Here is a 21,938-nt window from a genome sequence, read left to right as displayed (position 1 = left end):
TGCAGACCCTATGCGACCGCGGCGCACGTCAAACGGCCCACCAGACGGTCGTGTCGGCCGGGACGACGACCCCGTCCGCCGTGACCTCCACGGGAGAACTGGCCAGCAGGAGCGCGCCCGGCACGGGCAGTGTCACCGGCGCGGCCGTGGTGTTGACGGTGCACGCGAAGCCGGGCCGGCGGAAGGAGAGCACGCCCTGCGGGGCGTCCTGCCACCGGACCGACTCGCCCGCGCCGAGGCCGTCCCGCTCGCGGCGCAGCCGCAGGGCGGAGCGGTACAGCTCCAGGGTGGAACCCGGGTCGCCGGTCTGCGCGGCCACGCTCAGCCGCGCCCACCCCTCGGGCTGCGGCAGCCAGCTGCCCCCGCTGCCGAAGCCGAGGCTCGTGCCCTCGGCGGTCCACGGGATGGGGACGCGGCAGCCGTCGCGGAAGCCGTCCTGGCCCGCGGCGCGGAAGAACGCCGGGTCCTGACGGGCCTCGTCGGGCAGGTCGGTGACCTCGGGCAGGCCCAGCTCCTCGCCCTGGTAGACGTAGGCGGAGCCGGGCAGCGCCAGCATCAGCAGCGAGGCGGCGCGGGCGCGGCGCGGGTCGTGGCTCTTCCCGTCGGAGGACAGCCGGGTGGCGTGGCGGACCACGTCGTGGTTGGACAGCACCCAGGTGGTGGGCGCGGCGACCGGGCGCATGGCGTCGAGCGAGCGGTCGATGACCTCGCGCAGTTCGGCGGCGTCCCACTTGGTGCCGAGGTACTGGAAGTTGAAGGCCTGGTGCAGTTCGTCGGAGCGGACGTAGTTGGCGGTGCGCTCGACGGTGGGGGTCCAGGCCTCGGCGACGGCGATGCGCTCGCCCTGGTACTCGTCGAGGATGCGCCGCCACGAGCGGTAGATCTCGTGGACGCCGTCCTGGTCGAAGAAGGGCAGGACATCGTTGCCAAGGAGCTTGAGCTGCTCGTGGGCGCCGATGTCGGGCAGGCCGTCGGCCTTGACAAGCCCGTGCGCGACGTCGATGCGGAAGCCGTCGACGCCCATGTCCAGCCAGAAGCGCAGGATCGAGCGGAACTCGTCCTGGACGGCCGGGTGCTCCCAGTTGAAGTCCGGCTGCTCCGGGGCGAACAAGTGCAGGAACCACTCGCCGTCGGCAGCGCGCGTCCAGGCCGGTCCGCCGAAGACGGACTCCCAGTCGTTGGGGGGCAGTTCGCCGTCCTCGCCCTTGCCGGGACGGAAGTGGTAGCGCGCCCGCAGCGGCGAGCCGGGACCCTCGCGCAGCGCCTGCTTGAACCACTCGTGCTGGTCGGAGGAGTGGTTGGGAACCAGGTCGACGATGATCCGCAGACCCAGCCGGTGGGCGTCGCGGATCAGGCCGTCGGCGTCGTGGAGGGTGCCGAACATCGGGTCGATGGCCCGGTAGTCGGCGACGTCGTAGCCGGCGTCGGCCTGCGGGGAGGCGTAGAAGGGGCTCAGCCAGACGGCGTCGACGCCGAGGTCGCGCAGGTACGGCAGGCGCTCGCGGATGCCGGGGATGTCGCCCATGCCGTCGCCGTTCCCGTCGGCGAAGCTGCGGGGGTACACCTGGTAGATGACCGCGTCTCTCCACCAGTCCGTGGTGGCCACGGGCCGGTCGGAGGTGTGGGGGTGACGGGTGGAGTCCGCCAGGTACTGGGTCATGGTGATCCCTTGGAGGATGGAAGGCTCGGTGCGGCGATGGGGCGGGGGCGGGGCACCCGGCCGGTCGGGCCGGGCGCCCCGGGGGATGTGGTACGGGTCAGGACTTGGCCGCGCCGGCGGTGAGGCCGGTGACCAGGTGCTTCTGCACGAGGTAGAAGACGACGCTGACGGGGATGGCGATCAGGACCGCGGTGGCGGCCATCAGGTTCCACTGCGCGTCGTGCTCGCTGACGAAGCTGCTCAGGCCGACGGCGAGGGTGTACTTGCCGTCGTCGAGCATGAAGGTGGTCGCGAAGGCGACCTCGCCCCAGGCGGTGAGGCAGGTGTAGAAGGCGGCGACCGCGAGTCCCGGCCGGGCCAGCGGCAGCACGAGCCGCCAGAAGGTGCCGAAGGGGCTGAGTCCGTCGACCCGGCCCGCCTCGTCGATCTCGAACGGGATGGTGTCGAAGTAGCCCTTGAGCATCCAGGCGCAGTAGGGCACGGCCGTGCTGCAGTAGATGAGGATCAGGCCGCCGTAGGTGTCGATCAGGCCCAGGTCCGAGAGGATCACGTACATCGGGACCATGAGCACGGCGACCGGGAACATCTGGGTGACCAGCAGCGCCCACATGAACTTCTTGTAGCCCGGGAAGCGCATCCGTGAGACCGCGTAGCCGGTGGTGGCGGCGATCATCACACCGATGACGCAGGTGGCGCCCGCGATGATGGCGGTGTTGCCCATCCAGGTGAAGAAGCTGGTGTGCTCCAGCACGAAGGAGTAGTTGGAGAAGCCGGCCTTGTCCAGGATCCGGCCCGGGTGCAGGTAGTCGTCCTTGTCCGGGCCGAGGGAGAGGAAGACCAGCCAGGCGATGGGGAACAGCGCGATGACGCTGGCGGTGATCAGCACGCCGTGCGACAGCACCGAGGCGGTGCGGCTGCGCTGCCCGCGGCCGCGGATCCGCTTCGGGCGCGGGCGCGCCGGGGGGTCGAGCGGGTCGCCGCCGAGGCCGGGGCCGGGGACCGTCGTCTTGGTGGTGGTACTCATGCTGCGATCCCCTCAGCCGGCGAGCTGCTCGTTGCGAGCGAGCCAGCGGCGGTAGAAGGCGGTGAAGACGACCAGGATGGACAGCAGCAGGACGCCGTAGGCGGCGGACTGCGCGTAGTCGCGCGGCTGCTGGCCGAAGCCGAGGTAGTACGCCCAGGTCACGAGGATCTGCGCGTCGGGGGCCCCGCTGCCGAACAGCAGGTAGATGATGGCGAACTGGTTGAACGTCCAGATGATGCCCAGCAGGACGACGGTGCTGCTGACCGAGCGCAGGCCGGGCAGGGTGACGTTGCGGAAGCGCTGCCAGGCGTTGGCTCCGTCCATCTCCGCGGCCTCGTACAGCTCCGAGGGGATCGACTGCAGGCCGCCGAGCAGGGAGACCATCATGAAGGGGACGCCGACCCAGGTGTTGACGCCGATCGCGGCGATCTGCTGGAAGGTGCTGTCCTCCAGCCACTGGGGCTGCGGCAGATGGAGCGCGCCGAGGAAGGAGTTCACCACTCCGGAGTCGCTGAGCATGATCCGCCAGGAGAAGACGGTGACGAAGGTCGGCACCGCCCAGGGCAGGATCAGCATCATGCGGTAGAAGGTGCGGCCGCGCAGCTTCTGGTTGAGCAGCAGCGCCAGGCCCATGCCCACGCCGTAGTGGAGGGTCACGCAGACCGCGGTCCAGACCACCGTCCAGATGAAGTGGGCCCAGAAGCGGTCGTACGCCGTCGGGCCCCACAGGATGTCGGCGTAGTTGTGGAGGCCGATGAACTCGTAGGTGGCGTCGATGTGGTTGACGCCGATGGTGCGGGCCGAGTTCAGGCTGTTGGCGTCGGTGAGCGTGAGGTAGAAGCCCTGGGCCAGCGGGTAGCCCACCAGCACGCCGAGCACGACGACCACCGGGGCGATCATCGCGTACGCGTACCAGTACTTCTGGTAGGAGCGCTTGAGGCGCTTGATCGGACCGGGGCGCGGTTCGCGGGAACCGCGGGTCTTGGCGGCCGTGCCCTGGGCGGCGACTGTCATCGTTGGCCCTCTTCTACGGGGTTTCTTACCGGGTGGAACAGCCGGTGGCCGCCGCCCCCGCCCGGAAGCGGGCGGGACCGGCGGCCGCGGGGATCACTTGCTGTAGTCGGGCAGCAGCTTGGCCATCGCGGTGGCCGCGTTGTCCAGGCCCTTGTCCAGCGGCTCCTTGCCGCCGGCGACCTTGGTCAGCTCCTCGCCGAACGGGCCCCACAGGGAGCCGTACTCCGGCAGCTCCGGCCGCGGCTGGGCGACGGACAGGACCGACTGGAAGCCCTTGACGCCCGGGTCGGCGGTGACCTCGGCGGTGTAGGCGTCCGAGCGGGTCGGCAGGGTGGAGTTCTTGAGGGCGATCTGCGTCTGGCTCTTGGCCGAGGTCATGAACTTCACGAACTGGATGGCGGCTTCCTGGTGCGCCTTGTCCGAGCCCGCGTAGACCGAGAGGTTGTGGCCACCGGTGGGGGCACCGGCCGAGCCGGAGGAGCCGGCCGGGACGGGCGCGATGCCGAGGTTGTTCTTGTCGGCGAACGCGGAGCCCTTGTAGAAGTTGGTGATCTCCCAGGGGCCCTGGATGATCGCGGCGACCTTGCCGTTGACGAAGGCGTCCTGGATGTGCGCGTAGGAGTCGGCGGTGGTGTCCGCCTTGTGCAGGCCGGCGCCGGAGAACATGCCCTGCCAGGTCTTCAGGCCCTTGGCGGCGGCCTCGCCGTTGACGGTGATCTTCTTGGCGGCGGTGTCCACCATGTCGGTGCCCTCGCCGTACAGGAACGGCTGGGCGTAGTACGAGGCGGTGTTCAGCCAGAAGCCGTCGACGCCGGCCTTCTTCTTGATCGTCCCCGCGGCGGTCTTCAGCTCGTCCCAGGTCTTGGGGGCCTCGGCGATGCCGGCCTCCTGGAACAGCTTCTTGTTGTAGACAAGGGCCAGGGTGTCCGTGGTGAACGGGACACCGTAGGTCTTGCCCTCGTACTGGGCCTGCTTCAGCAGGGAGGCCTGGAACTTGTCCTGGTCGGCGAGGGCGTCGGTGCCGTCCAGCGCGACGAAGTAGCTCTTCTTGGCGAAGGCGGGCGTCCAGCCGACCTCGGAGCGGAGCACGTCCGGAGCGCCCTTGCTGCCCGCGGCGGTGTCGAACTTGTTCTGCGCCGCGTCGAAGGGGACGTTGACGTACTTGACCTTGATCTTCGGGTTCGCCTTCTCGAACTCCGCGACCAGGGCCTTGTAGGTCGGCGCCTCGTTCGTCGCGTTCGAGGTGTCCCACCAGGTGATGGTGACGGGACCGCCGGCCTTGTCACCGCCGCTGTCGCCGCCGCAAGCCGTCGCCGCGAGCCCGAGCGCCGCAACCAGCGCGGTGGCCGCTATGCCACGCCGCATGTGATCTCCTCCAGGATGAAAGCCCGTGATGGTGCGGGGCGCGTCGCCGCGTCCCCCCTGCCGACTGCGCCTTTGCCGCGGCCGGGCTATCGAGGAACGTAACAGGGAAGAAAGCCCGACGAAAGACCTTGCTGCAAAGACTTGCAAGATCTTCCGATCGTTACATCTACGTGTCCTCACAGTTGCCGACAGGAGACGCGCCGTGGGACGCTCACCGCCCTGGAAGCCGTTACGCGATCTTCCGCAAATTCATGAAAGGCATTGCCGATCACGCGGCGGATTCGGAATCATCGGCAGGGACCGGCGCCGACTCACGAGGGACCGACATGACCCAAGAGCTCGCCCCCGTCATCCACGACGCGACCGACGCGACCCCGGCCGCCCCCGAGGGGCGCGCTCCCGGCTGGTGGCGCAGCGCCGTCATCTACCAGGTGTACGTGCGCTCCTTCGCCGACGGCGACGGCGACGGCGTGGGCGACCTGCCCGGCATCCGGGCCCGGCTGCCCTACCTGGCGGAACTGGGCGCCGACGCCGTGTGGCTGACCCCCTTCTACGCCTCCCCCCAGGCGGACGGCGGCTACGACGTGGCCGACTACCGCAGCGTCGACCCCCTCTTCGGCTCCCTCGCGGACGCCGACGCGCTCCTCCGCACCGCCCACGAGCTGGGCCTGCGGGTGATCGTCGACATCGTCCCGAACCACACCTCCGACCGGCACGCGTGGTTCCAAGCGGCGCTCACGGACCGGCGCGGGGGGCCGGCCCGTGAGCGCTACCACTTCCGCCCCGGCAGGGGCGAGCAGGGCGAACTGCCGCCCAACGACTGGGAGTCGGTCTTCGGCGGCCCCGCCTGGACCCGGGTCGCGGACGGCGACTGGTACCTCCACCTCTTCGCGCCCGAGCAGCCCGACCTCAACTGGGAGCACCCGGAGGTCCGCGAGGAGTTCGACGCCGTCCTCCGCTTCTGGCTGGACCTGGGCGTCGACGGCTTCCGCATCGACGTCGCCCACGGCATGGTCAAGGCCGCCGGCCTGCCCGACATCGGCCGCAAGGAGCAGGTCAAGATGATCGGCTCCCAGACGCTCCCCTTCTTCGACCAGGACGGGGTCCACGAGATCCACCGCGCCTGGCGCCGGCTGCTCGACTCCTACTCCCCCGCCCCCGGGCCGGAGGCGCTGCCGGCCGAGCGCATCGGCGTCGCCGAGGCCTGGGCCCCGAACGCCGGGCGCATGGCGCTGTACGTACGCCCCGACGAGATGCACCAGGCCTTCAACTTCCACTTCCTGCAGTGCCCGTGGGAGGCCGGGGCGATGCGCACGGTGATCGAGGAGTCCCTCGCCGCCACCGTCTCCGTCGGCGCCCCCACCACCTGGGTGCTCTCCAACCACGACGTGGTCCGGCACGTCACCCGCTACGGCGGCGGCGCGGCCGGCCTGCGCCGGGCCCGCGCCGCGGCGCTGCTGATGCTGGCGCTGCCCGGGTCGGTCTACGTGTACCAGGGCGAGGAACTGGGCCTGCCCGAGGTCACCGACCTGCCCGACGAGGTCCGCCAGGACCCCTCCTTCTTCCGGGCCAACGGCCAGGACGGGCTGCGCGACGGCTGCCGGGTGCCCATCCCGTGGACCACCGACGGCCCCAGCCACGGCTTCGGCCCGGCCGCCGGATGGCTGCCGCAGCCCGCGGGCTGGGGCGGGCTCAGCGTCCAGGCGCAGACCGGCGACCCCGACTCCACGCTGGAGCTGTACCGGTCGGCGCTGCGGCTGCGCCGTGAGCTGCCCGGCCTCGGCGACGGGCCGATGCGCTGGCTGGACGCCCCCGAGGGGGTGCTCGTGTTCTCCCGGCCCGGCCTGGTGTGCACCGTCAACACCCGGCCGGCGCCGGTCCAACTCCCCGTTCCGGGGCGGCCGGTGCTCTCCTCCGAGCCCGTCGCGCCCACCGGCGGATCCGTCCGTCTTCCGGCTGATTCGTGCATCTGGTGGGCGATCTGAGATGCGACCGGTACAGTCCAATCCCGTGACCGCAAGGCTTGCCGACATCGCAGCCCAGGCGGGGGTGAGCGAAGCGACCGTCAGCCGTGTCCTCAACGGCAAGCCAGGTGTCTCCGCCGCCACCCGCCAGTCCGTGCTGGCCGCCCTCGACCTGCTGGGGTACGAACGGCCCGTGCGGCTGCGGCAGCGCAGCGCCGGCCTCGTCGGGCTCATCACGCCCGAGCTGGAGAACCCGATCTTCCCCGCGTTCGCCCAGGTCATCGGGCAGGCCCTGACGCGGCAGGGATACACCCCGGTGCTGGCCACCCAGACGCCGGGCGGCTCGACCGAGGACGAGCTCGTCGAGATGCTCGTCGAGCGCGGCGTCGCCGGGATCATCTTCGTCTCCGGGCTGCACGCCGACTCCACCGCCGACACGGCGCGCTACGACCGGCTCCACGGCCAGAGCGTGCCGTTCGTCCTGATCAACGGCTTCTCCGCCAGGATCAAGGCACCGTTCGTCTCGCCCGACGACCGCGGTGCCATGCGTCTGGCCGTCACCCATCTGGCGGCCCTCGGCCACGAGCGGATCGGCCTCGCGGTCGGTCCCAAGCGGTTCGTCCCCGTGCAGCGCAAGATCGAGGGCTTCCTGCGCAGCATGGAGGAGGTGCTCGGGATGGCCGCCGAGGAGGCGGCCGACCGTATCCAGCACTCGCTGTTCACCCTCGAGGGTGGTCAGGCGGCCGCCTCCGGTCTGCTCGACGCCGGCTGCACGGCCGTGGTGTGCGCATCGGACATGATGGCGCTGGGCGCCGTCCGCGCGGCCCGGCAGCTGGGGCTGTCCGTCCCCGGGGACGTCTCCGTCGTCGGCTTCGACGACTCCCCGCTGATCGCCTTCACCGATCCGCCGCTCACCACCATCCGGCAGCCGGTCACGGCCATGGGCCAGGCCGCCGTGCGCGCGCTGCTGGAGGAGATCGGCGGTACCCCGGCCCCGCACAGCGAGTTCGTCTTCCTGCCCGAACTGGTCGTCCGCGGTTCGACGGCATCAGGTCCCCAGGCGGGGGCAGCCGTACCCGTACAGCAGTCGGCCGGGAGGCGTATACGGGATGCACGGAATCCCACCGGGGGTTGATCGGACGGCGCCGGACCGCATGGCAGACTATCGCCCCATGGGGGAATCGAACGCGAAGATCATGGCCCGCCGCAGTGGCGGCGTACCGCCGCGCTCCATCGATTCCCGTGACGCCGATGGAGCGACGACGGGCAACGGGCTGCTGGCACCACGCCGTCCCAGGCTGTGGTTCGAGATCCTGCTGATCGCCGTCAGCTACTGGATCTACTCGCTGGTGCGCAACGCCGTACCGGAGCAGCAGGACGACGCCATGCGGAACGCGAGCCACGTCTGGGGCTTCGAGCAGTCCCTCGGGCTGGCCTTCGAGCACGCGGTCAACCATGCCGTGAACTCGGTGACGTGGCTCATCGTCGGAATGAACTATTACTACGCGACGCTCCACTTCATCGTCACCCTCGCGGTGCTCGTGTGGCTCTTCCGCAGGCACCCCGGGCGTTACGCGCCGACCCGGCTGGTCCTGTTCGTGACCACAGGCATCGCGCTGCTGGGCTACTACTTCTTCCCCCTGGCGCCGCCCCGGCTGATGGAGGGCGGCGGGTTCATCGACACCGTGAAGATCCACCACACCTGGGGGTCGATGGCGTCGGGCGACCTGGCGCACGTCTCCAACCAGTACGCGGCCATGCCCTCGATGCACATCGGCTGGTCGCTGTGGTGCGGCATCACCGTGGCCATGCTCGCGCGGAGGGCCTGGGTGCGGGTGCTGGGTGTCCTCTACCCGGTCGTCACCCTGCTCGTCATCGTCTCCACCGCCAACCACTTCTGGCTGGACGCCGCCGGCGGCACCCTCTGCCTCGGCGTCGGCTTCGCCGCCTCCTGGGCCGTCTACGGTGGCCTCGCCTACCGGTTGCCCCGCCAGGTCCGCGTCGCCACGGCCTGACCGGGCGGCGGCCGGGTGAGCGCCTAGTCCGTGCCGTAGAAGAGGCGCTCCACCACCGCGCGGGCACGGCGCGTGGCCCGGCGGTACTCCTCGACCATGTCTCCCACGTGGCCGGGCTCGTAGCCGAGGTACCGCCCCACCGCGGCGAGTTCCTTGCCGTCGCCGGGGAAGGTGTCGCCGGCGCGGGCCCGGACGAGCATGACGGCGTTGCGCATCCGGCTCGCCAGGATCCAGGCGGCGTCCAGCACCTCGGCGTCCTCCGCGGCCACGAGTCCGGCCGCCTCGGCCGCCGCCAGCGCCGGCCGGGTGCGGGTGGTCCGCAGACCGGGGAACTGCGCGCCGTGCCGGAGCTGCAGCAGCTGCACCGTCCACTCGACGTCACTGAGCCCGCCCCGGCCCAGCTTGGCGTGGGTCGTCGGGTCCGCGCCGCGCGGCAGCCGCTCGGACTCCATACGCGCCTTGAGCCGGCGGATCTCGCGGACCGCCTCCTCCGGCAGCCCGTCCGCCGGGTAGCGCAGCGGGTCGACGAGGCCGATGAAGCGGGCGCCCAGGTCCTCGTCCCCCGCGACCGGTTCGGCGCGGAGCAGGGCGTGGCTCTCCCAGACCAGCGACCAGCGCCGGTAGTAGGCGGCGTACGAGCCCAGCGTGCGCACCAGCGGTCCGCTCTTGCCCTCGGGGCGCAGGTCGGCGTCGATCAGCAGCGGCGGGTCGGTGGTGGGGATCTGCAGCAGCCGGCGCAGCTCGTTGGCGACCTTGAGCGCGGCGCGGGCGGCCAGGTGCTCGTCGACGCCCTCGTGGGGCTCGTGGACGAACAGGACGTCCGCGTCGGAGCCGTAGCCGAGTTCGCGCCCACCGAAGCGGCCCATCCCGATCACGGAGAACCGGGTCGGCAAGGGCTCGCGCTCGGCCGTCTCGACGGCGTTGACCGCGGCCTGCAGGGCCCCGGTGACGGCGGCGGCGTTGAGGTCGGTGAGGGCGGCGCCGATCGCGTCGGGGTCGTCGCGGTGGACTCCGACCAGGTCCGCGGCCGCGGTGCGGAACAGCTCGCGGCGGCGCACTCCGCGTACCGCGGCGACGGCCTGCTCGGCGGAGTCCGCGCGGTGGACCGCGGCCAGGACCTCCTGGTCCAGGGCAGCACGCGTACGCGGCTGGAGCCCCTCGTCGTCGGCGAGCAGGGCGACCGCCTCGGGGGCCCGCATCAGCAGATCGGGGGCGAGCCGCCCGGAGGAGAGCACCCGCGCGAGGTTGACGGCGGCGGCGCCCTCGTCCCTCAGCAGCCGCAGGTACCAGGGAGTACGGCCCAGGGCGTCGCTGACCTTGCGGAAGTTCAGCAGGCCCGCGTCCGGGTCCGCGGAGTCGGCGAACCAGCCGAGCAGCACCGGAAGCAGGGTCCGCTGGATGGCGGCCTTGCGGCTGACCCCCGAGGCCAGCGCCTCCAGGTGGCGCAGGGCGGCGGCCGGGTCGACGTATCCGAGCGCCTCCAGGCGCTGCTTGGCCGCGTCCGTGGACAGTCCCACCTCGCCGGGGGCGAGCTGGGCGACCGCGTCGAGCAGCGGCCGGTAGAAGAGCTTCTCGTGGAGGCGGCGCACCTCCCGGGCGTGCCGCCGCCACTCCCGCTGCAGCTCCGTCACCGGGTCCGCGCGGAATCCCAGGGAACGGCCGAGCCGCCGAAGGTCGGCCACGTCCTCCGGCACCAGGTGGGTGCGGCGGAGCTTGTGGAGCTGGATGCGGTGCTCCATCGTCCGCAGGAAGCGGTACGAGGTGTCGAGCGCCGCCGCGTCCGCGCGCCCGACGTACCCGCCGGCGGCGAGCTGGGACAGCGCGGTCAGGGTGGTGCCGCTGCGCAGCGACGGGTCGGTGCGGCCGTGCACGAGTTGGAGCAGCTGCACCGCGAACTCCACGTCCCGCAGGCCGCCGGGGCCCAGCTTCAGCTCGCGGTCGAGGTGCGCCACGGGGATGTTCTCCACGACCCGGCGCCGCATCTCCTGCACGTCCTGGACGAAGTGGTCGCGCTCGGCGGCCTGCCACACCATGGGCGCCAGCGCCTCGACGTACTCCTGTCCCAGCGCCGGGTCGCCGGCGACCGGGCGGGCCTTGAGCAGCGCCTGGAACTCCCAGGTCTTGGCCCAGCGCTTGTAGTAGGCCAGATGGCTGGAAAGGGTGCGCACCAGGGGGCCGCGCCGGCCCTCGGGACGCAGGTTGGCGTCGACCTGCCAGATGCTGCCCTCGACGGTGGTGTCGGAGCAGATCCGCATCATGCGCGAGGCCAACCGAGTGGCCGCCTGCAGCGCGTTCGCCTCGTCGGCTTCGGGGCGGGCCTCGGCCACGAAGATGACGTCGACGTCGGAGATGTAGTTGAGCTCGTGGCCGCCGCACTTGCCCATGCCGATCACCGCCAGCCGGCACAGCGCGGCGTCGGCCGGCCCCTCCGCCTCGGCCATGGCCAGGGCGGCGCGCAGCGTCGCGGTGGCGAGGTCGGCGAGCTCCGCGGCGGTCTGCACCAGGTCGCTGGTGCCGCACACGTCCCGGGCGGCGATGCCCAGCATGCAGCGCCGGTAGGCCACGCGCAGCGACTCGGGGTCGTCGGCCCCGGCCAGTCCCCGCTCGAACTCCGTGGTCCCCGGGTGCAGGTCGGCGTGCTCGTAGGTGACCAGGGCGTGCCAGTCGCGCGGGTGCCGGGTCAGGTGGTCGGCGAGCGCGGCGGAGGCTCCCAGCACCCCGAGCAGCCGGTCGCGCAGCGGCTTGGCCGTGGTGAGCGTGTCGAGGAGGGTGCGCCGCTCCCCGTCGTCGAGGGCCTCGACGAGCCGTACGAGGGAGGCGAGCGCCTGGTCGGGGTCGGCGGTGGCGCCCAGCGCGTCGAGCAGGACCGGGTCGCTGCGCACCGGGGCGAGCTGCTCGCCGCCCAGCAGCGCCTCGGCGGCCACGGCGTCGCTGAAGCCGTGCCGCAGCAGCCGCCCGAATCTGGTGTCCCGTCGCCCTTCCAGCACGCCGCCTGCCTTTCCCGGGGCTCCCGTCCGGCCCGATCCGCCCTAGAGAGAGTATCCGCCAGGCCCCGGCTCCGTTACCTGGCGTTATGGCCGGTTTCGGGGTGGTCGTCCTGCGGTGTGAGCGCGGTCTTGTCCTTCTGGTATAAAGCGCTTGCTGTTTTCAGAGGTTTAAGAAATCAACCAACGGTACCCACGGCTACCCATGAGTGGGACGGGGCGGGGAAGAGAACATGCGGCGAATACGTCTGCGCGGGCGTGCGTGGCTCGCGGTCGGGGCGGTCGTGCTCGGAGGGGCCGGTGTCATCACCGCCGCGTCCGTGGCCAGCGGTCCGGAGGGGACCGCCCCGTCGGCCGACGCGAAGGGGCCGGTACCCAGTGCGGTCCAGTCTCTCGACCTCAAGGGCAAGGGCGGGGAGCGCACCCTGTCGCAGCGTGGCACCGACACCTTCGGCCTGCTGGGTGTGACGTGGGACGACCCGCGTACGGAACTGGACGGCACGGTGCAGGTGCGCACCCGTTCCGTGAAGACCGGCACGTGGTCCGACTGGCACGCGGTCGACCCGCACTACGACGACGCTCCCGACCCGAAGACCGAGGGCGCCACCCGGGGCGGTTCGGCCCCGCTGTACGTGGGCCTGTCCAACGGCGTCGAGCTCAAGGTCGTCTCGGAGGACGGCGCCACCGGCAGCCTCCCCGAGGGGCTCCAGCTTGAACTGGTGGGTGACGCCAAGAAGAGCGGCACCGACGTCGCCATGGCACCGGTCGCCTTCGCGGCGGACGCCGAGGACACCACGACCCCGCAGGCCGACCCCTCCGTGACGGACTCGCCGTCCGACACCGCGACGCCCGACCCGGCGGATTCCTCACCGGGCGACACGGCGTCCCCGTCGACCTCGGCCCCGGCGCCGGACTCCTCCGCGTCCACCAGTGCCTCGCCGAGCGCGTCCGCGAGCACCTCGCCTCCCACCTCCACCTCGCCGTCGCCGAGTTCGACCCGGCCGACCGCCCCAGCGTCCACCGTGGCGAAGCCGGCCATCGTGAGCCGGGCCGGATGGGGTGCCGACGAGACCAAGCGCGAGGCAGGTGATCCGCCGTACGCGGACAAGGTGAACGTGGTCTTCGTCCACCACACCGACACCGCCGCCGACTACGACTGCGCCGACTCGGCCTCGATCGTGCGATGGATCTACGCCTACCACCTGTCGCAGGACTGGCGCGACATCGGCTACAACGCTCTCGTCGACAAGTGCGGCACCATCTTCGAGGGCCGCTACGGCGGCCTGGACCTGCCGGTCATCGGCGCGCAGACCTACGGCTTCAACACGCGCAGCTGGGGCATCGCCGCGATCGGCACCTTCCAGGTCATCAACGGCGTCCCGGCCACGCCGATCTCCTCGAAGATGCTCGGCTCGATCGCGGCGCTGTCCGCGTGGAAGCTCGGCCAGTACGGGATCGCTCCCAACCCGAGCACCAAGACGCAGTCCCTCGTGGAAGGCGCCAAGGACAGCTACGGGTTCACCTACGGGCAGACCTACACCTTCCAGCCGATCTCCGGGCACCGCAACGGCTTCGCCACCGCCTGCCCCGGACAGAACCTGTACGACAAGCTCGCCACCATCCGCTCCTACGCGGCCGGCGTCGCCGCGCCGACGCTGAACGGCGTCAGCGGCGCCACGCTCTCCGGGTCCTCGTACTACACCAAGGGCACGGCCACGGTCTCGTGGAAGGAATCCACCCCGTACGCCGTCGTCAAGCGCTTCGAGGTCCTGGTCGACGGCAAGGTCGCGGCCACCGCGAGCCGGACCGCCACCTCGGTGGGGATCACGGTGCCGGCCGGCAAGCACACGGTGACGGTGCGGGCTGTGCACATCAACAACAAGACGGCGACGTCGGCGTCCTCGTACACGATCGTCGGCGACACGACCAAGCCCACATTCACCACCGCGCCCGAGGTGAAGATCCGCAACGCCACCGTCTCCAGCACCTCCGTGCCGGTCTCCGTGACCTGGAAGGCCGCCGACAACGGCGCCCTCAAGAGCATCGCGGCGACCGCGCCGACCACGGCCACCTTCGGCCCGACCACCACGTCGTGGAGCACCTCCGGCAAGACGAACACCGCGGTCACGTACGGCCTGAAGGCCACCGACGCGGCCGGGAACTACGCCACCGCCTCGGTGAGCCGCACGGCGGCGGTCCTGCAGGAGACCTCGGCGACGAAGTCCGGTACCTGGTCGACGAAGAGCTCCACCAGCTACCTCGGCGGGAAGTCCTACACCTCGTCCTCCAAGAACGCCAGCCTGACCTGGACGTTCACCGGCCGCTCGGTCGGCTGGGTGGTCTCCCGGGCCTCGACCTCCGGCCAGGCGTACGTCTACGTCGACGGGGTCAAGGCGGCCACGGTGGACCTCAAGTCCTCCACCACCGCCTACCGGCAGACGATCTGGTCCAAGTCCTGGAGCACCAGCGCCAAGCACACGCTGAAGATCGTCGTCGTCGGCACCTCCGGGCGCCCGGCGATCACCACGGACGGCATCACGTACGTGAAGTGACGCGCTGAGGCAGCAACGACAAGGTCCGGGGAACGCATCGCGCGTTCCCCGGACCTTCGTGTTGGCAGCACTCACCACCCCCGCGCGCGGGGGTGGTCGCGACCTGCCGCGCTGACGGCACGCCTCACAGGGGCAGCCACCTGGGCCTTGTCGTCCTAGGCCACTCCACGGGCGTACCGCCCGGTTGGCACATGCTCTCCGGGTGCCCGGGCGAGACGTACCACATTGCCAGCACCGGCCAGAGCAGCGCCGCCGTGACGATGACCGTCAGCACCATAGGCAGCAGCAGGCGTTGACGGCCGGTCACCTTGCACATCACAGCCCACAGCACAGTCGACCCCATCGCCATGCCGGTCGCCGTGGCCGCCAACGAGACGAGCCGGTAGGCGCCATTGGCATCGATATCGCAGTTCACCCAGGTACTGGACAAAAGCAGCGAAGTCGTATACCTGGAGCCCAGAAAGACCGCCCATCCGATCAACCAGGCACCAGCGCTGTACCGCACCGCCTTCCCCGTGCGGGAAGGCGGTGCTTCCTTTGTCTCCATAGAGGCACCTTCGGGCAGAAATGGTGCGTCTGGTCGGTGGTGTAGCCGAGGCACGTCGCATGGTTGTCGGCGTTCATCCTCCGGGTCGCGTCCCGCGCCTTGTTCCGACAGCAGCGTGACCTCGTAGTAGGGCCGGGGCGTCAACCAGGCGGCCAGGCGGGCGGCTCCGGTTCCGGTTCCGGTTCCGGTTCCGGTTCCGGCCAGCACGGTGCATCCCAGCCTCCGGGCCGGCAGCAGGCCTGGGGCAGGTTGTCCGTCCGGGGGCACGACGACCTCGTCCGCCGTCTTCCGCGCCTCGGCCACAACGTCACGTGCGGCCAACGCGCACGCCGTCGCAGCCGTCACCAGGCCTGCACCCGCTGCCAGTTGCGGCGTCCCGAACAGCACGCCGTGCCGCACGGCCAACGCCGGCACGAAAGCTCGGGAAGGCGCCCGAGAGCCGCCCCAGGTGTTGAAGTCCCGGGCGAAGCCGTCGGCGTGGCTGTTGTAGAGGATCGGCGCGATGTATCCGTCGCAGTCGTACCGAAACCGGGTGCGACCTGTGAGGCTCGGAAAACCGTCGCCACAGGGCGATGATTACCATCAGCATTGGCCACTGGGGCTGTAGCACGGCCCCTCAAAATTCCAGTACGTAATCAGGGACGGCACCTGGGTCCAGACAACCACTATCAACACCAAGAGAATTACGCACAGCAACCAGGCGACCTTCCACCTACGAGACACCCACGCAGCGACCAATAGAAAGAGGAAGGACATCAACAGGACGAAGTTCGACCCGGCCACGTCGTCAGGATCACTCGTAGGTCCGATCTCCTCCCCGATAAACGGGAGGCTGAAGGCGAGCCAGAGAACCGAAGCAATGTACAGGCCTACCGCGACAAGAGCCCGAACCCACAAGCCCAGTCGACTTTCAGGAGCAACCACTTATTTTTCCCTAACCCCATAAATTCCGCGCAGTGCGCCGAGCGGAGCGCCCGGCGCACTGCATCAAGCACAACTGCTATCCCAGCAGGCCCTGTAGCATGGGTTGCCACTCGACGATTCTATTGCCGTATGCCTGCGAACGGGGATTGGTGGCATAGAAGTCGGGCCCTCCCTGATACCAGGCCCCGACGTTCCTCATGTCATCTTCGGTGAAATTGTTTCCCGCGGCCACGGCACCGCTCAGATCACCTACGCGGGCCCGGACGGTCGCGTCCGTACGGTCACGGCCCGGCTTCCCTGGCATGGCACAGCCGACGCGGAGGTCGGCGACGGTTCTGCCGGTGTCTCCATCGTCCTCGGCGCGGGCGGGGGCACCGCCACCTGCACCGTCGCCGTGCACGGCAAACCCGTGCAACGGGCCACCGCCCAGGGCTCCTACGGTCGGGCCGACTGTCGCGCACCACTCACACCTACCGCACGCTGAATCCTTGTGAGCAGCGCTTCCACCGCGCGTTTCGGGGAACCCACCCCGAACGCCATCGACGTCCGGGAACAGGACAACTGACGTGACGTCGATATCTTGCGGACCACAAGTCCGGTTCCACTGAACCTTTTTGCTGACCCTTGACCCAGAGATCCAAGGACGTACCCAGCGTTCCCCGGACCTTCACCTGAGCAGTGGTGCCGGATTCCTGATCTCCCACCTAGCCTAGCGCGGCGCCATTCCCCGTCCCCCCTTCACGGAGGTCCGCCGTGTCCGGCTGGTCCCTGCCCCGTCCCCGCCGCACCGTCACCGCTCTCGCTTCCACGCTCGGCGTCGCCGCCGCCTCCCTCGGCCTGTGGGCCGGGCTCGGCGGCTCCGAGACCGCACACGCGGCCGGCAGCGTGCCGAGCCCCGACCACGTGGTCGTGGTGATGTTCGAGAACCACGCCTACAACCAGGTCATCGGCAGCTCCAGCGCCCCCTACATCAACAACACGCTCAAGGCCGGCGGCGCCAGCCTGACGCAGTCGTACGGTCTCACCCACCCGAGCCAGCCCAACTACCTGCAGATCTTCTCGGGCGGCAACCAGGGCGTCACCGACGACGGCTGCTACACCCCCGGCTTCAGCTCCAAGCCCAACCTCGCCTCCGAGCTGATCGCCGCGGGCAAGAGCTGGGCCAGCTACAACGAGACCCTCCCCAGCCAGGGTTCGACCACCTGCAGCAGCGGCACCTACGCCCGCAAGCACAACCCGTGGTTCGCGTTCAGCAACGTCCCGACGTCGACGGCGAAGACCTTCGCGCAGTTCCCGACGGACTTCACCACCCTGCCGAAGGTCTCCTTCGTGGTGCCGAACCTGTGCAGCGACATGCACGACTGCTCGGTCTCCACCGGTGACACCTGGCTGAAGAACAAGCTGGGCGCGTACGCGACCTGGGCGAAGACCCACAACAGCCTGCTCGTCGTCACCTTCGACGAGGACAACCGGCTGAGCGGCAACAAGATCCCGACCGTGCTGTACGGCCAGCCGGTCAAGGCCGGTTCGTCGTCCGCGACGACCTACAACCACTACGACATGCTCCGTACGCTGGAGGACCTGGCGGGTCTCGGCACGCACGCCGGCAACGCCGCCTCCGCCTCGGACATCACCGGTATCTGGGCGAGCTGAGGCCGGTGTACGTCGCGGACAGCCGCGGCGGAGCCGGCACCGAGGTCCGGGACGCGACGCGTCCCGGGCCCCGGGCCACCGCCGTCGCCCCCACCGTCCTCGTCCTGGGCACGGTCAGCCTGATCACCGACGTCTCGTCGGAGATGGTCACCGCGGTGCTCCCCCTCTACCTGGTCGCCGGGCTCGGGCTCTCCCCGCTCGGCTTCGGCCTGCTCGACGGCGTCTACAACGGCTTCAGCGCGCTGGTGCGGTTGGTCGGCGGCCACCTCGCCGACCGGGGCGGCGGCCGGTACAAGGCCGTGGCCGCCGTCGGGTACGGACTGTCGGCGGTGTGCAAGCCCGCGCTGCTCCTGGCCCACAGCCTGCCCTTGATCGGTGCCGTCCTCGCGGTCGACCGGACCGGCAAGGGGCTGCGCACCGCACCACGGGACGCGCTGATCTCGCTGTCCTCGGCGCCGGAGACGCGCGGACGGGCCTTCGGCGTGCACCGCGCCATGGACACCGCCGGGGCGCTGCTGGGACCGCTGGTCGCGTTCCTCATCCTGCGGCAGGCCGCCGAGGGGTACGACGCCGTCTTCACGGTGAGCTCCTGCGTGGCCGCCCTGGGCGTGCTGGTGCTGCTGCTCTTCGTACCGGGCGGCCGCGGCGGGGCTCCCGCCCCCGCGTCCGCGGATTCGCCCGCGCCCTCACTGCGGGCGTCCCTGGCGCTGCTGCGCCGCCGGGACGTGCGTCGGCTCACGGTCTGCGCGACGCTGCTGGGCCTGTCGACGGTCAGCGACTCCTTCGTCTACCTGCTGCTCCAGCACCGCCTCGGCGTCCCCGACCGCTGGTTCGCGCTGCTCCCCCTGGGCACCGCGGCGGCCTTCCTGCTGCTCGCGCTGCCGCTGGGACGGCTGGCCGACCGCATGGGCCGCTGGCGGATGTTCCTGGCGGGACACGTCGCCCTGCTCGCCGCGTACGGGCTGCTGCTCGCGCACGGCCCGGCGTACGCCGTCCTGCTGCTGCACGGCGCCTTCTACGCCGCCACGGACGGGGTGCTGATGGCCGCCGCGTCCACGGCCGTACCCGACGAGCTGCGCGGCGCAGGCCTCGCCCTCGTCCAGACCGGGCAGGCCACGGCCCGCTTCGCCGCCTCCCTGGCCTTCGGCGCGGCCTGGACCGCCTGGGGCGACCGCACGGCCCTCACCACCGCCGCGCTGGCGCTGACGGTGTGCGCGGTCTGCGCCGTGTACCTGCGTCCCGCGCAGAGCAAGTGACCCCCGAGGAAAGGCCCCCCATGAACACCCGCAGCCGTCTGTTCGTGCTGCTCGCCGCCGTGGCGGCGCTGGCCGCGGTCGCCGCCGTGTCCGTGCTGCGCGCCGCCGACCGCGCGGCGGAGAAGGACCGCCCGCAGGCGGGCGGCCCCGCGGTCACGGCGGGGACGGTGACGCTGGCGCCGGACACACCCCGCATGGTGTTCCGCAACATGGCGTGGGGCCCGCACCGGGACGAGCTCGCCAGCGTCCCGGCCGGCAGCCCCACGGCGGCGCGCACCGCCTCCGACGTCACGTGCCTGCGCTTCTACGCGGCCGCGGGCACCGGCATCTGCCTGCAGTCGGTCAAGGGCGCCGTCCAGGACACCTACCGGGCCGTCGTGCTCGACGCCAGGCTGCACGAGCTGCGCCACTTCCCGCTCGCGGGCATCCCGACCCGGGCCCGGGTGTCGCCCAGCGGGCGCATGGCCGCCTGGACGGTGTTCGTCGGGGGCGACTCCTACGCGGGCACGAACTTCTCCACCCGTACCTCCGTCCTCGACACCCGTAGCTGGGCCCTCGTCGCGAACCTCGAGGACTTCCGGATCATCCGGGACGGCCGGCCCTACCACGCCGCCGACGTCAACTTCTGGGGCGTGACCTTCTCCGACGACACCCACTTCTACGCCACCTTGGGCACCGGCGGCGGCACCTATCTCGTCCGCGGCGACGTCGCGGCCCGCTCCGTCCGGACACTGCGCGGCAACGTCGAGTGCCCCTCGCTCTCACCCGACGGCACCCGGCTGGTCTTCAAGAAGCGCGTCGCGGGCCTCTCCCCCGACGCGCCCTGGCGGCTGTACGTCCTGGACCTGGCCACCATGCGCGAGACCCCGCTCGCCGAGCGGCGCAGCGTCGACGACCAGGTCGTCTGGCGCGACGACCACACGGTGGTCTACGCCCTCGCCGGGGACTTCGGCGCGGACCTGTGGACGGTGCCCGCCGACGGGACCGGCACGGCCCGCCGCATGATGACGGCGGCGCTCGCTCCCGCCTACCTCGGATAGCCCCTGCCCGGCCCCGGCCGGGACCTTGTCCTCAGGTCGCCAGCGACACGTCGGTCGCCTTGACCAGCGCGACGACCTGGGCTCCCTCGGCGAGGCCCAGCTCGTCGAGGGCCTCACGGGTGATCACGGCCGTCAGCTCGCGGCCGCCCCCGAAGACGACCCGCACGCTCGCCATGGCCTCCCCCGACGTCACTCCGGCGACGGTCCCGGGGATGCGGTTGCGGATGCTGATGCCCTGCACCGGGGCCGTCGCCAGGGACACCTCCGTCGCCTTGATCAGCACGGTCACCCCGCCGCCGGGGATGATACCGAGCTCCCGCACGGCCTCGGCCGTCACGGCCGCCGTGAAGTCCGGTCCCCCGCCGTCGAGTCGGACCGTGACCACGGCCATCACCTCGCCCGGGACCACCGAGGCGACCTTGCCGTCGATCTGGTTGCGAATGCTCAGTGCCATGAGCGGCACCGTAAGCCCGTCTGCGGCGTGCCGCGCGGAACGACCCGCCGCCCGCCCCGGGCCCGGGCGGCGGTCTGCACCGCCTGCGGCGGCTCAGGCGGTGACCAGGTCCGCCCAGCGGGTGAACCCGGCGCGGTCGGCACGGATGCCGTGCCGTGTCGAGAGGGCGCCCACGATGCCGAGGCCCCGGCCGTGCTCGTCGGGATCGGTGGATCCCCCCGGCATGCATGGCCGGGCCGACGGGCCCGAGTCGGTCACCTCGATGTGCAGGGCGCTGCGCCCGTCGACGTCCGTCCAGCAGATGCGCAGGGAGGCCGGGCCGTCGGCGTGCACGATGGCGTTGGTGGTCAGCTCGGAGATCACCAGCAGCGCGTCCTCGGCGACCTCCGGGCACAGCTCCCACTCCGCCAGCACGCCCCGTACCCGCCGGCGCACCACGGACAGGGCGCCTGGGATGTGCGACAGCGCGCAGACGTGCACATCCTCGCGCTGCGGCATCGTCTCGGGCTCTGCCGCCATGGTGTCCTCCTCCCAGGGAAATCCCGCCGGGTGGACTCCCGGACCTGCACGAAAGCTTCCGAGACGGGACATCGCGGGTCAATGAATCGGGGTCGCCATTGTCGAACGCCGCCCCCATAGGCCGAACGACCTGCGGAAACGCGCTGATGCCCATCGAGGTTGCCGGGGATAGCATCGACGTATGGCCGGCCCGCTGCAGTCCATCGAACGGGCGGCGGCGATCCTCAGGCTCCTGGCCGGCGGTCCCCGCCGACTCGGGCTGGGCGAAGTGGCCGGCTCCCTCGGACTGGCGAAGGGCACCGCGCACGGGATCCTGCGCACCCTCCAGCACGTGGACTTCGTCGAGCAGGACCCGGCGACCGGGAAGTACCAGCTCGGGGCGGCCCTGCTGCACCTGGGCACCAGCTACCTCGACGTCAACGAACTGCGGTCCCGGTCGATCAACTGGGCCGACGCGCTGGCCGCCCGCAGCGGCGAGGCGGTACGCCTCGGCACCCCGCTGGAGGGCCAGGTCCTCGTCGTCCACCACGTCTTCCGGCCCGACGACAGCCTCCAGACGCTCGACGTCGGCGCCCTGCTGCCGCTGCACGCCTCCTCGCTCGGCAAGATCCTGCTGGCGTACGGGGCGGCGCCGCTGGAACCGCTGCTGAAGGAGGAACTGGAGGCGTACACGCGGCACACCCTGGTGCTCCCGGAGGACCTGAGCCGCGCGCTCGCCGAGATCCGCGAGCAGGGCTGGGCGGCGGAGGTCCAGGAGATGTCGATGGGCGAGGCCGGGGTCGCGGCGCCGATCCGCAGCTCGGGCGGCCTCGTCGTGGGCGCGATCGGCCTGTCCGGCCCGGTCGAGCGGATCTGCGACACCAGGAGCCGCCCTCAGGCGTCCCTGGTCACGCTGCTCCGGGAGGCCGCCCGGGCGATCTCCAGGGACCTCGGCGCCGCCCGATGGTGAGGCCCGCCCGCGCTCCGG

16 protein-coding genes are annotated in these 21,938 nt (G+C 71.2%); 8 read left to right on the top strand and 8 right to left on the bottom strand.

Annotated elements, in window-relative coordinates:
* Window positions 1-28 precede the first annotated feature (28 nt).
* The 4 genes from B085_RS0102455 to B085_RS0102440 form a co-directional block, all read right to left on the bottom strand.
* Entirely contained in the window at window positions 29-1,660 is a 1,632-nt protein-coding gene (locus B085_RS0102455; protein WP_018556967.1) for a glycoside hydrolase family 13 protein, read from the bottom strand.
* Between the two features lie 97 nt (window positions 1,661-1,757).
* Window positions 1,758-2,684 (bottom strand): sugar ABC transporter permease, encoded by a 927-nt coding sequence (locus B085_RS0102450; RefSeq protein WP_018556966.1) that lies wholly within the window; start codon window positions 2,682-2,684, stop codon window positions 1,758-1,760.
* Window positions 2,685-2,696: 12 nt separating this feature from the next.
* On the bottom strand, window positions 2,697-3,698 hold the full coding sequence (locus tag B085_RS0102445; RefSeq protein WP_018556965.1) for a carbohydrate ABC transporter permease: 1,002 nt from the start codon (window positions 3,696-3,698) through the stop codon (window positions 2,697-2,699).
* A gap of 93 nt (window positions 3,699-3,791) precedes the next feature.
* Complete coding sequence (locus B085_RS0102440; RefSeq protein ID WP_018556964.1) at window positions 3,792-5,063, bottom strand: extracellular solute-binding protein; 1,272 nt, start codon at window positions 5,061-5,063, stop codon at window positions 3,792-3,794.
* A gap of 326 nt (window positions 5,064-5,389) precedes the next feature.
* Here B085_RS0102440 and B085_RS0102435 point away from each other — a divergent pair, with 326 nt between their 5' ends.
* Genes B085_RS0102435 through B085_RS0102425 form a run of 3 tightly spaced genes read left to right on the top strand, consistent with a single transcriptional unit; the run spans window position 5,390 to window position 9,042 of the window.
* Window positions 5,390-7,048 (top strand): glycoside hydrolase family 13 protein, encoded by a 1,659-nt coding sequence (locus B085_RS0102435; RefSeq protein WP_018556963.1) that lies wholly within the window; start codon window positions 5,390-5,392, stop codon window positions 7,046-7,048.
* Window positions 7,049-7,073: 25 nt separating this feature from the next.
* A complete protein-coding gene (locus B085_RS0102430) occupies window positions 7,074-8,162 on the top strand; it encodes a LacI family DNA-binding transcriptional regulator (protein WP_026250601.1) in 1,089 nt (362 codons plus the stop codon).
* 37 nt (window positions 8,163-8,199) lie between these two features.
* Complete coding sequence (locus B085_RS0102425) at window positions 8,200-9,042, top strand: phosphatase PAP2 family protein (protein WP_018556961.1); 843 nt, start codon at window positions 8,200-8,202, stop codon at window positions 9,040-9,042.
* 23 nt (window positions 9,043-9,065) lie between these two features.
* Here the strand turns inward: B085_RS0102425 and B085_RS0102420 are convergent, their stop codons facing one another.
* Window positions 9,066-12,029, bottom strand: coding sequence for a bifunctional [glutamine synthetase] adenylyltransferase/[glutamine synthetase]-adenylyl-L-tyrosine phosphorylase (locus B085_RS0102420; RefSeq protein ID WP_018556960.1), 2,964 nt, complete (start codon window positions 12,027-12,029; stop codon window positions 9,066-9,068).
* A gap of 230 nt (window positions 12,030-12,259) precedes the next feature.
* Between B085_RS0102420 and B085_RS0102415 the strand changes: the two genes are divergently transcribed.
* Window positions 12,260-14,578 (top strand): peptidoglycan recognition protein, encoded by a 2,319-nt coding sequence (locus B085_RS0102415; RefSeq protein WP_018556959.1) that lies wholly within the window; start codon window positions 12,260-12,262, stop codon window positions 14,576-14,578.
* Window positions 14,579-14,702: 124 nt separating this feature from the next.
* On the opposite strand, the gene B085_RS49065 is transcribed toward B085_RS0102415, so the two are convergent.
* Window positions 14,703-15,530 (bottom strand): hypothetical protein, encoded by an 828-nt coding sequence (locus B085_RS49065; RefSeq protein ID WP_158689638.1) that lies wholly within the window; start codon window positions 15,528-15,530, stop codon window positions 14,703-14,705.
* A 1,272-nt stretch (window positions 15,531-16,802) separates the two neighbouring features.
* Here B085_RS49065 and B085_RS0102400 point away from each other — a divergent pair.
* Genes B085_RS0102400 through B085_RS0102390 form a run of 3 tightly spaced genes read left to right on the top strand, consistent with a single transcriptional unit; the run spans window position 16,803 to window position 19,998 of the window.
* Window positions 16,803-17,702: an alkaline phosphatase family protein gene (locus B085_RS0102400; protein WP_018556956.1), complete on the top strand. Its 900-nt coding sequence runs from the start codon at window positions 16,803-16,805 to the stop codon at window positions 17,700-17,702.
* A gap of 5 nt (window positions 17,703-17,707) precedes the next feature.
* Complete coding sequence (locus B085_RS0102395; RefSeq protein ID WP_018556955.1) at window positions 17,708-18,958, top strand: MFS transporter; 1,251 nt, start codon at window positions 17,708-17,710, stop codon at window positions 18,956-18,958.
* Window positions 18,959-18,978: 20 nt separating this feature from the next.
* Entirely contained in the window at window positions 18,979-19,998 is a 1,020-nt protein-coding gene (locus B085_RS0102390) for a TolB family protein (protein WP_018556954.1), read from the top strand.
* Between the two features lie 31 nt (window positions 19,999-20,029).
* Here the strand turns inward: B085_RS0102390 and B085_RS0102385 are convergent, their stop codons facing one another.
* Window positions 20,030-20,452 (bottom strand): TOBE domain-containing protein, encoded by a 423-nt coding sequence (locus B085_RS0102385; RefSeq protein WP_018556953.1) that lies wholly within the window; start codon window positions 20,450-20,452, stop codon window positions 20,030-20,032.
* A gap of 93 nt (window positions 20,453-20,545) precedes the next feature.
* Window positions 20,546-20,971, bottom strand: a complete 426-nt coding sequence (locus B085_RS0102380) for an ATP-binding protein (RefSeq protein WP_018556952.1) — start codon at window positions 20,969-20,971, stop codon at window positions 20,546-20,548.
* A 181-nt stretch (window positions 20,972-21,152) separates the two neighbouring features.
* On the opposite strand from B085_RS0102380, the gene B085_RS0102375 reads away from it, so the two are divergent.
* Window positions 21,153-21,920 (top strand): IclR family transcriptional regulator, encoded by a 768-nt coding sequence (locus B085_RS0102375; RefSeq protein WP_018556951.1) that lies wholly within the window; start codon window positions 21,153-21,155, stop codon window positions 21,918-21,920.
* Window positions 21,921-21,938: the final 18 nt, after the last annotated feature.

This window comes from Streptomyces sp. BoleA5, assembly GCF_000373665.1.
Lineage (GTDB): Bacteria > Actinomycetota > Actinomycetes > Streptomycetales > Streptomycetaceae > Actinacidiphila.
Note: the sequence above shows the minus strand (reverse complement) of the source record. Positions and strands in the feature narration are given on the sequence as shown.

Excerpts from the sequence above, each read along its gene's own strand:
- B085_RS0102455 (WP_018556967.1), bottom strand. The coding sequence starts at position 1,660 with ATGACCCAGTACCTGGCGGACTCCACCCGTCACCCCCACACCTCCGAC.
- B085_RS0102450 (WP_018556966.1), bottom strand. The coding sequence starts at position 2,684 with ATGAGTACCACCACCAAGACGACGGTCCCCGGCCCCGGCCTCGGCGGC.
- B085_RS0102445 (WP_018556965.1), bottom strand. The coding sequence starts at position 3,698 with ATGACAGTCGCCGCCCAGGGCACGGCCGCCAAGACCCGCGGTTCCCGC.
- B085_RS0102440 (WP_018556964.1), bottom strand. The coding sequence starts at position 5,063 with ATGCGGCGTGGCATAGCGGCCACCGCGCTGGTTGCGGCGCTCGGGCTC.
- B085_RS0102435 (WP_018556963.1), top strand. The coding sequence starts at position 5,390 with ATGACCCAAGAGCTCGCCCCCGTCATCCACGACGCGACCGACGCGACC.
- B085_RS0102425 (WP_018556961.1), top strand. The coding sequence starts at position 8,200 with ATGGGGGAATCGAACGCGAAGATCATGGCCCGCCGCAGTGGCGGCGTA.
- B085_RS0102415 (WP_018556959.1), top strand. The coding sequence starts at position 12,260 with ATGCGGCGAATACGTCTGCGCGGGCGTGCGTGGCTCGCGGTCGGGGCG.
- B085_RS0102390 (WP_018556954.1), top strand. The coding sequence starts at position 18,979 with ATGAACACCCGCAGCCGTCTGTTCGTGCTGCTCGCCGCCGTGGCGGCG.
- B085_RS0102385 (WP_018556953.1), bottom strand. The coding sequence starts at position 20,452 with ATGGCACTGAGCATTCGCAACCAGATCGACGGCAAGGTCGCCTCGGTG.
- B085_RS0102380 (WP_018556952.1), bottom strand. The coding sequence starts at position 20,971 with ATGGCGGCAGAGCCCGAGACGATGCCGCAGCGCGAGGATGTGCACGTC.
- B085_RS0102375 (WP_018556951.1), top strand. The coding sequence starts at position 21,153 with ATGGCCGGCCCGCTGCAGTCCATCGAACGGGCGGCGGCGATCCTCAGG.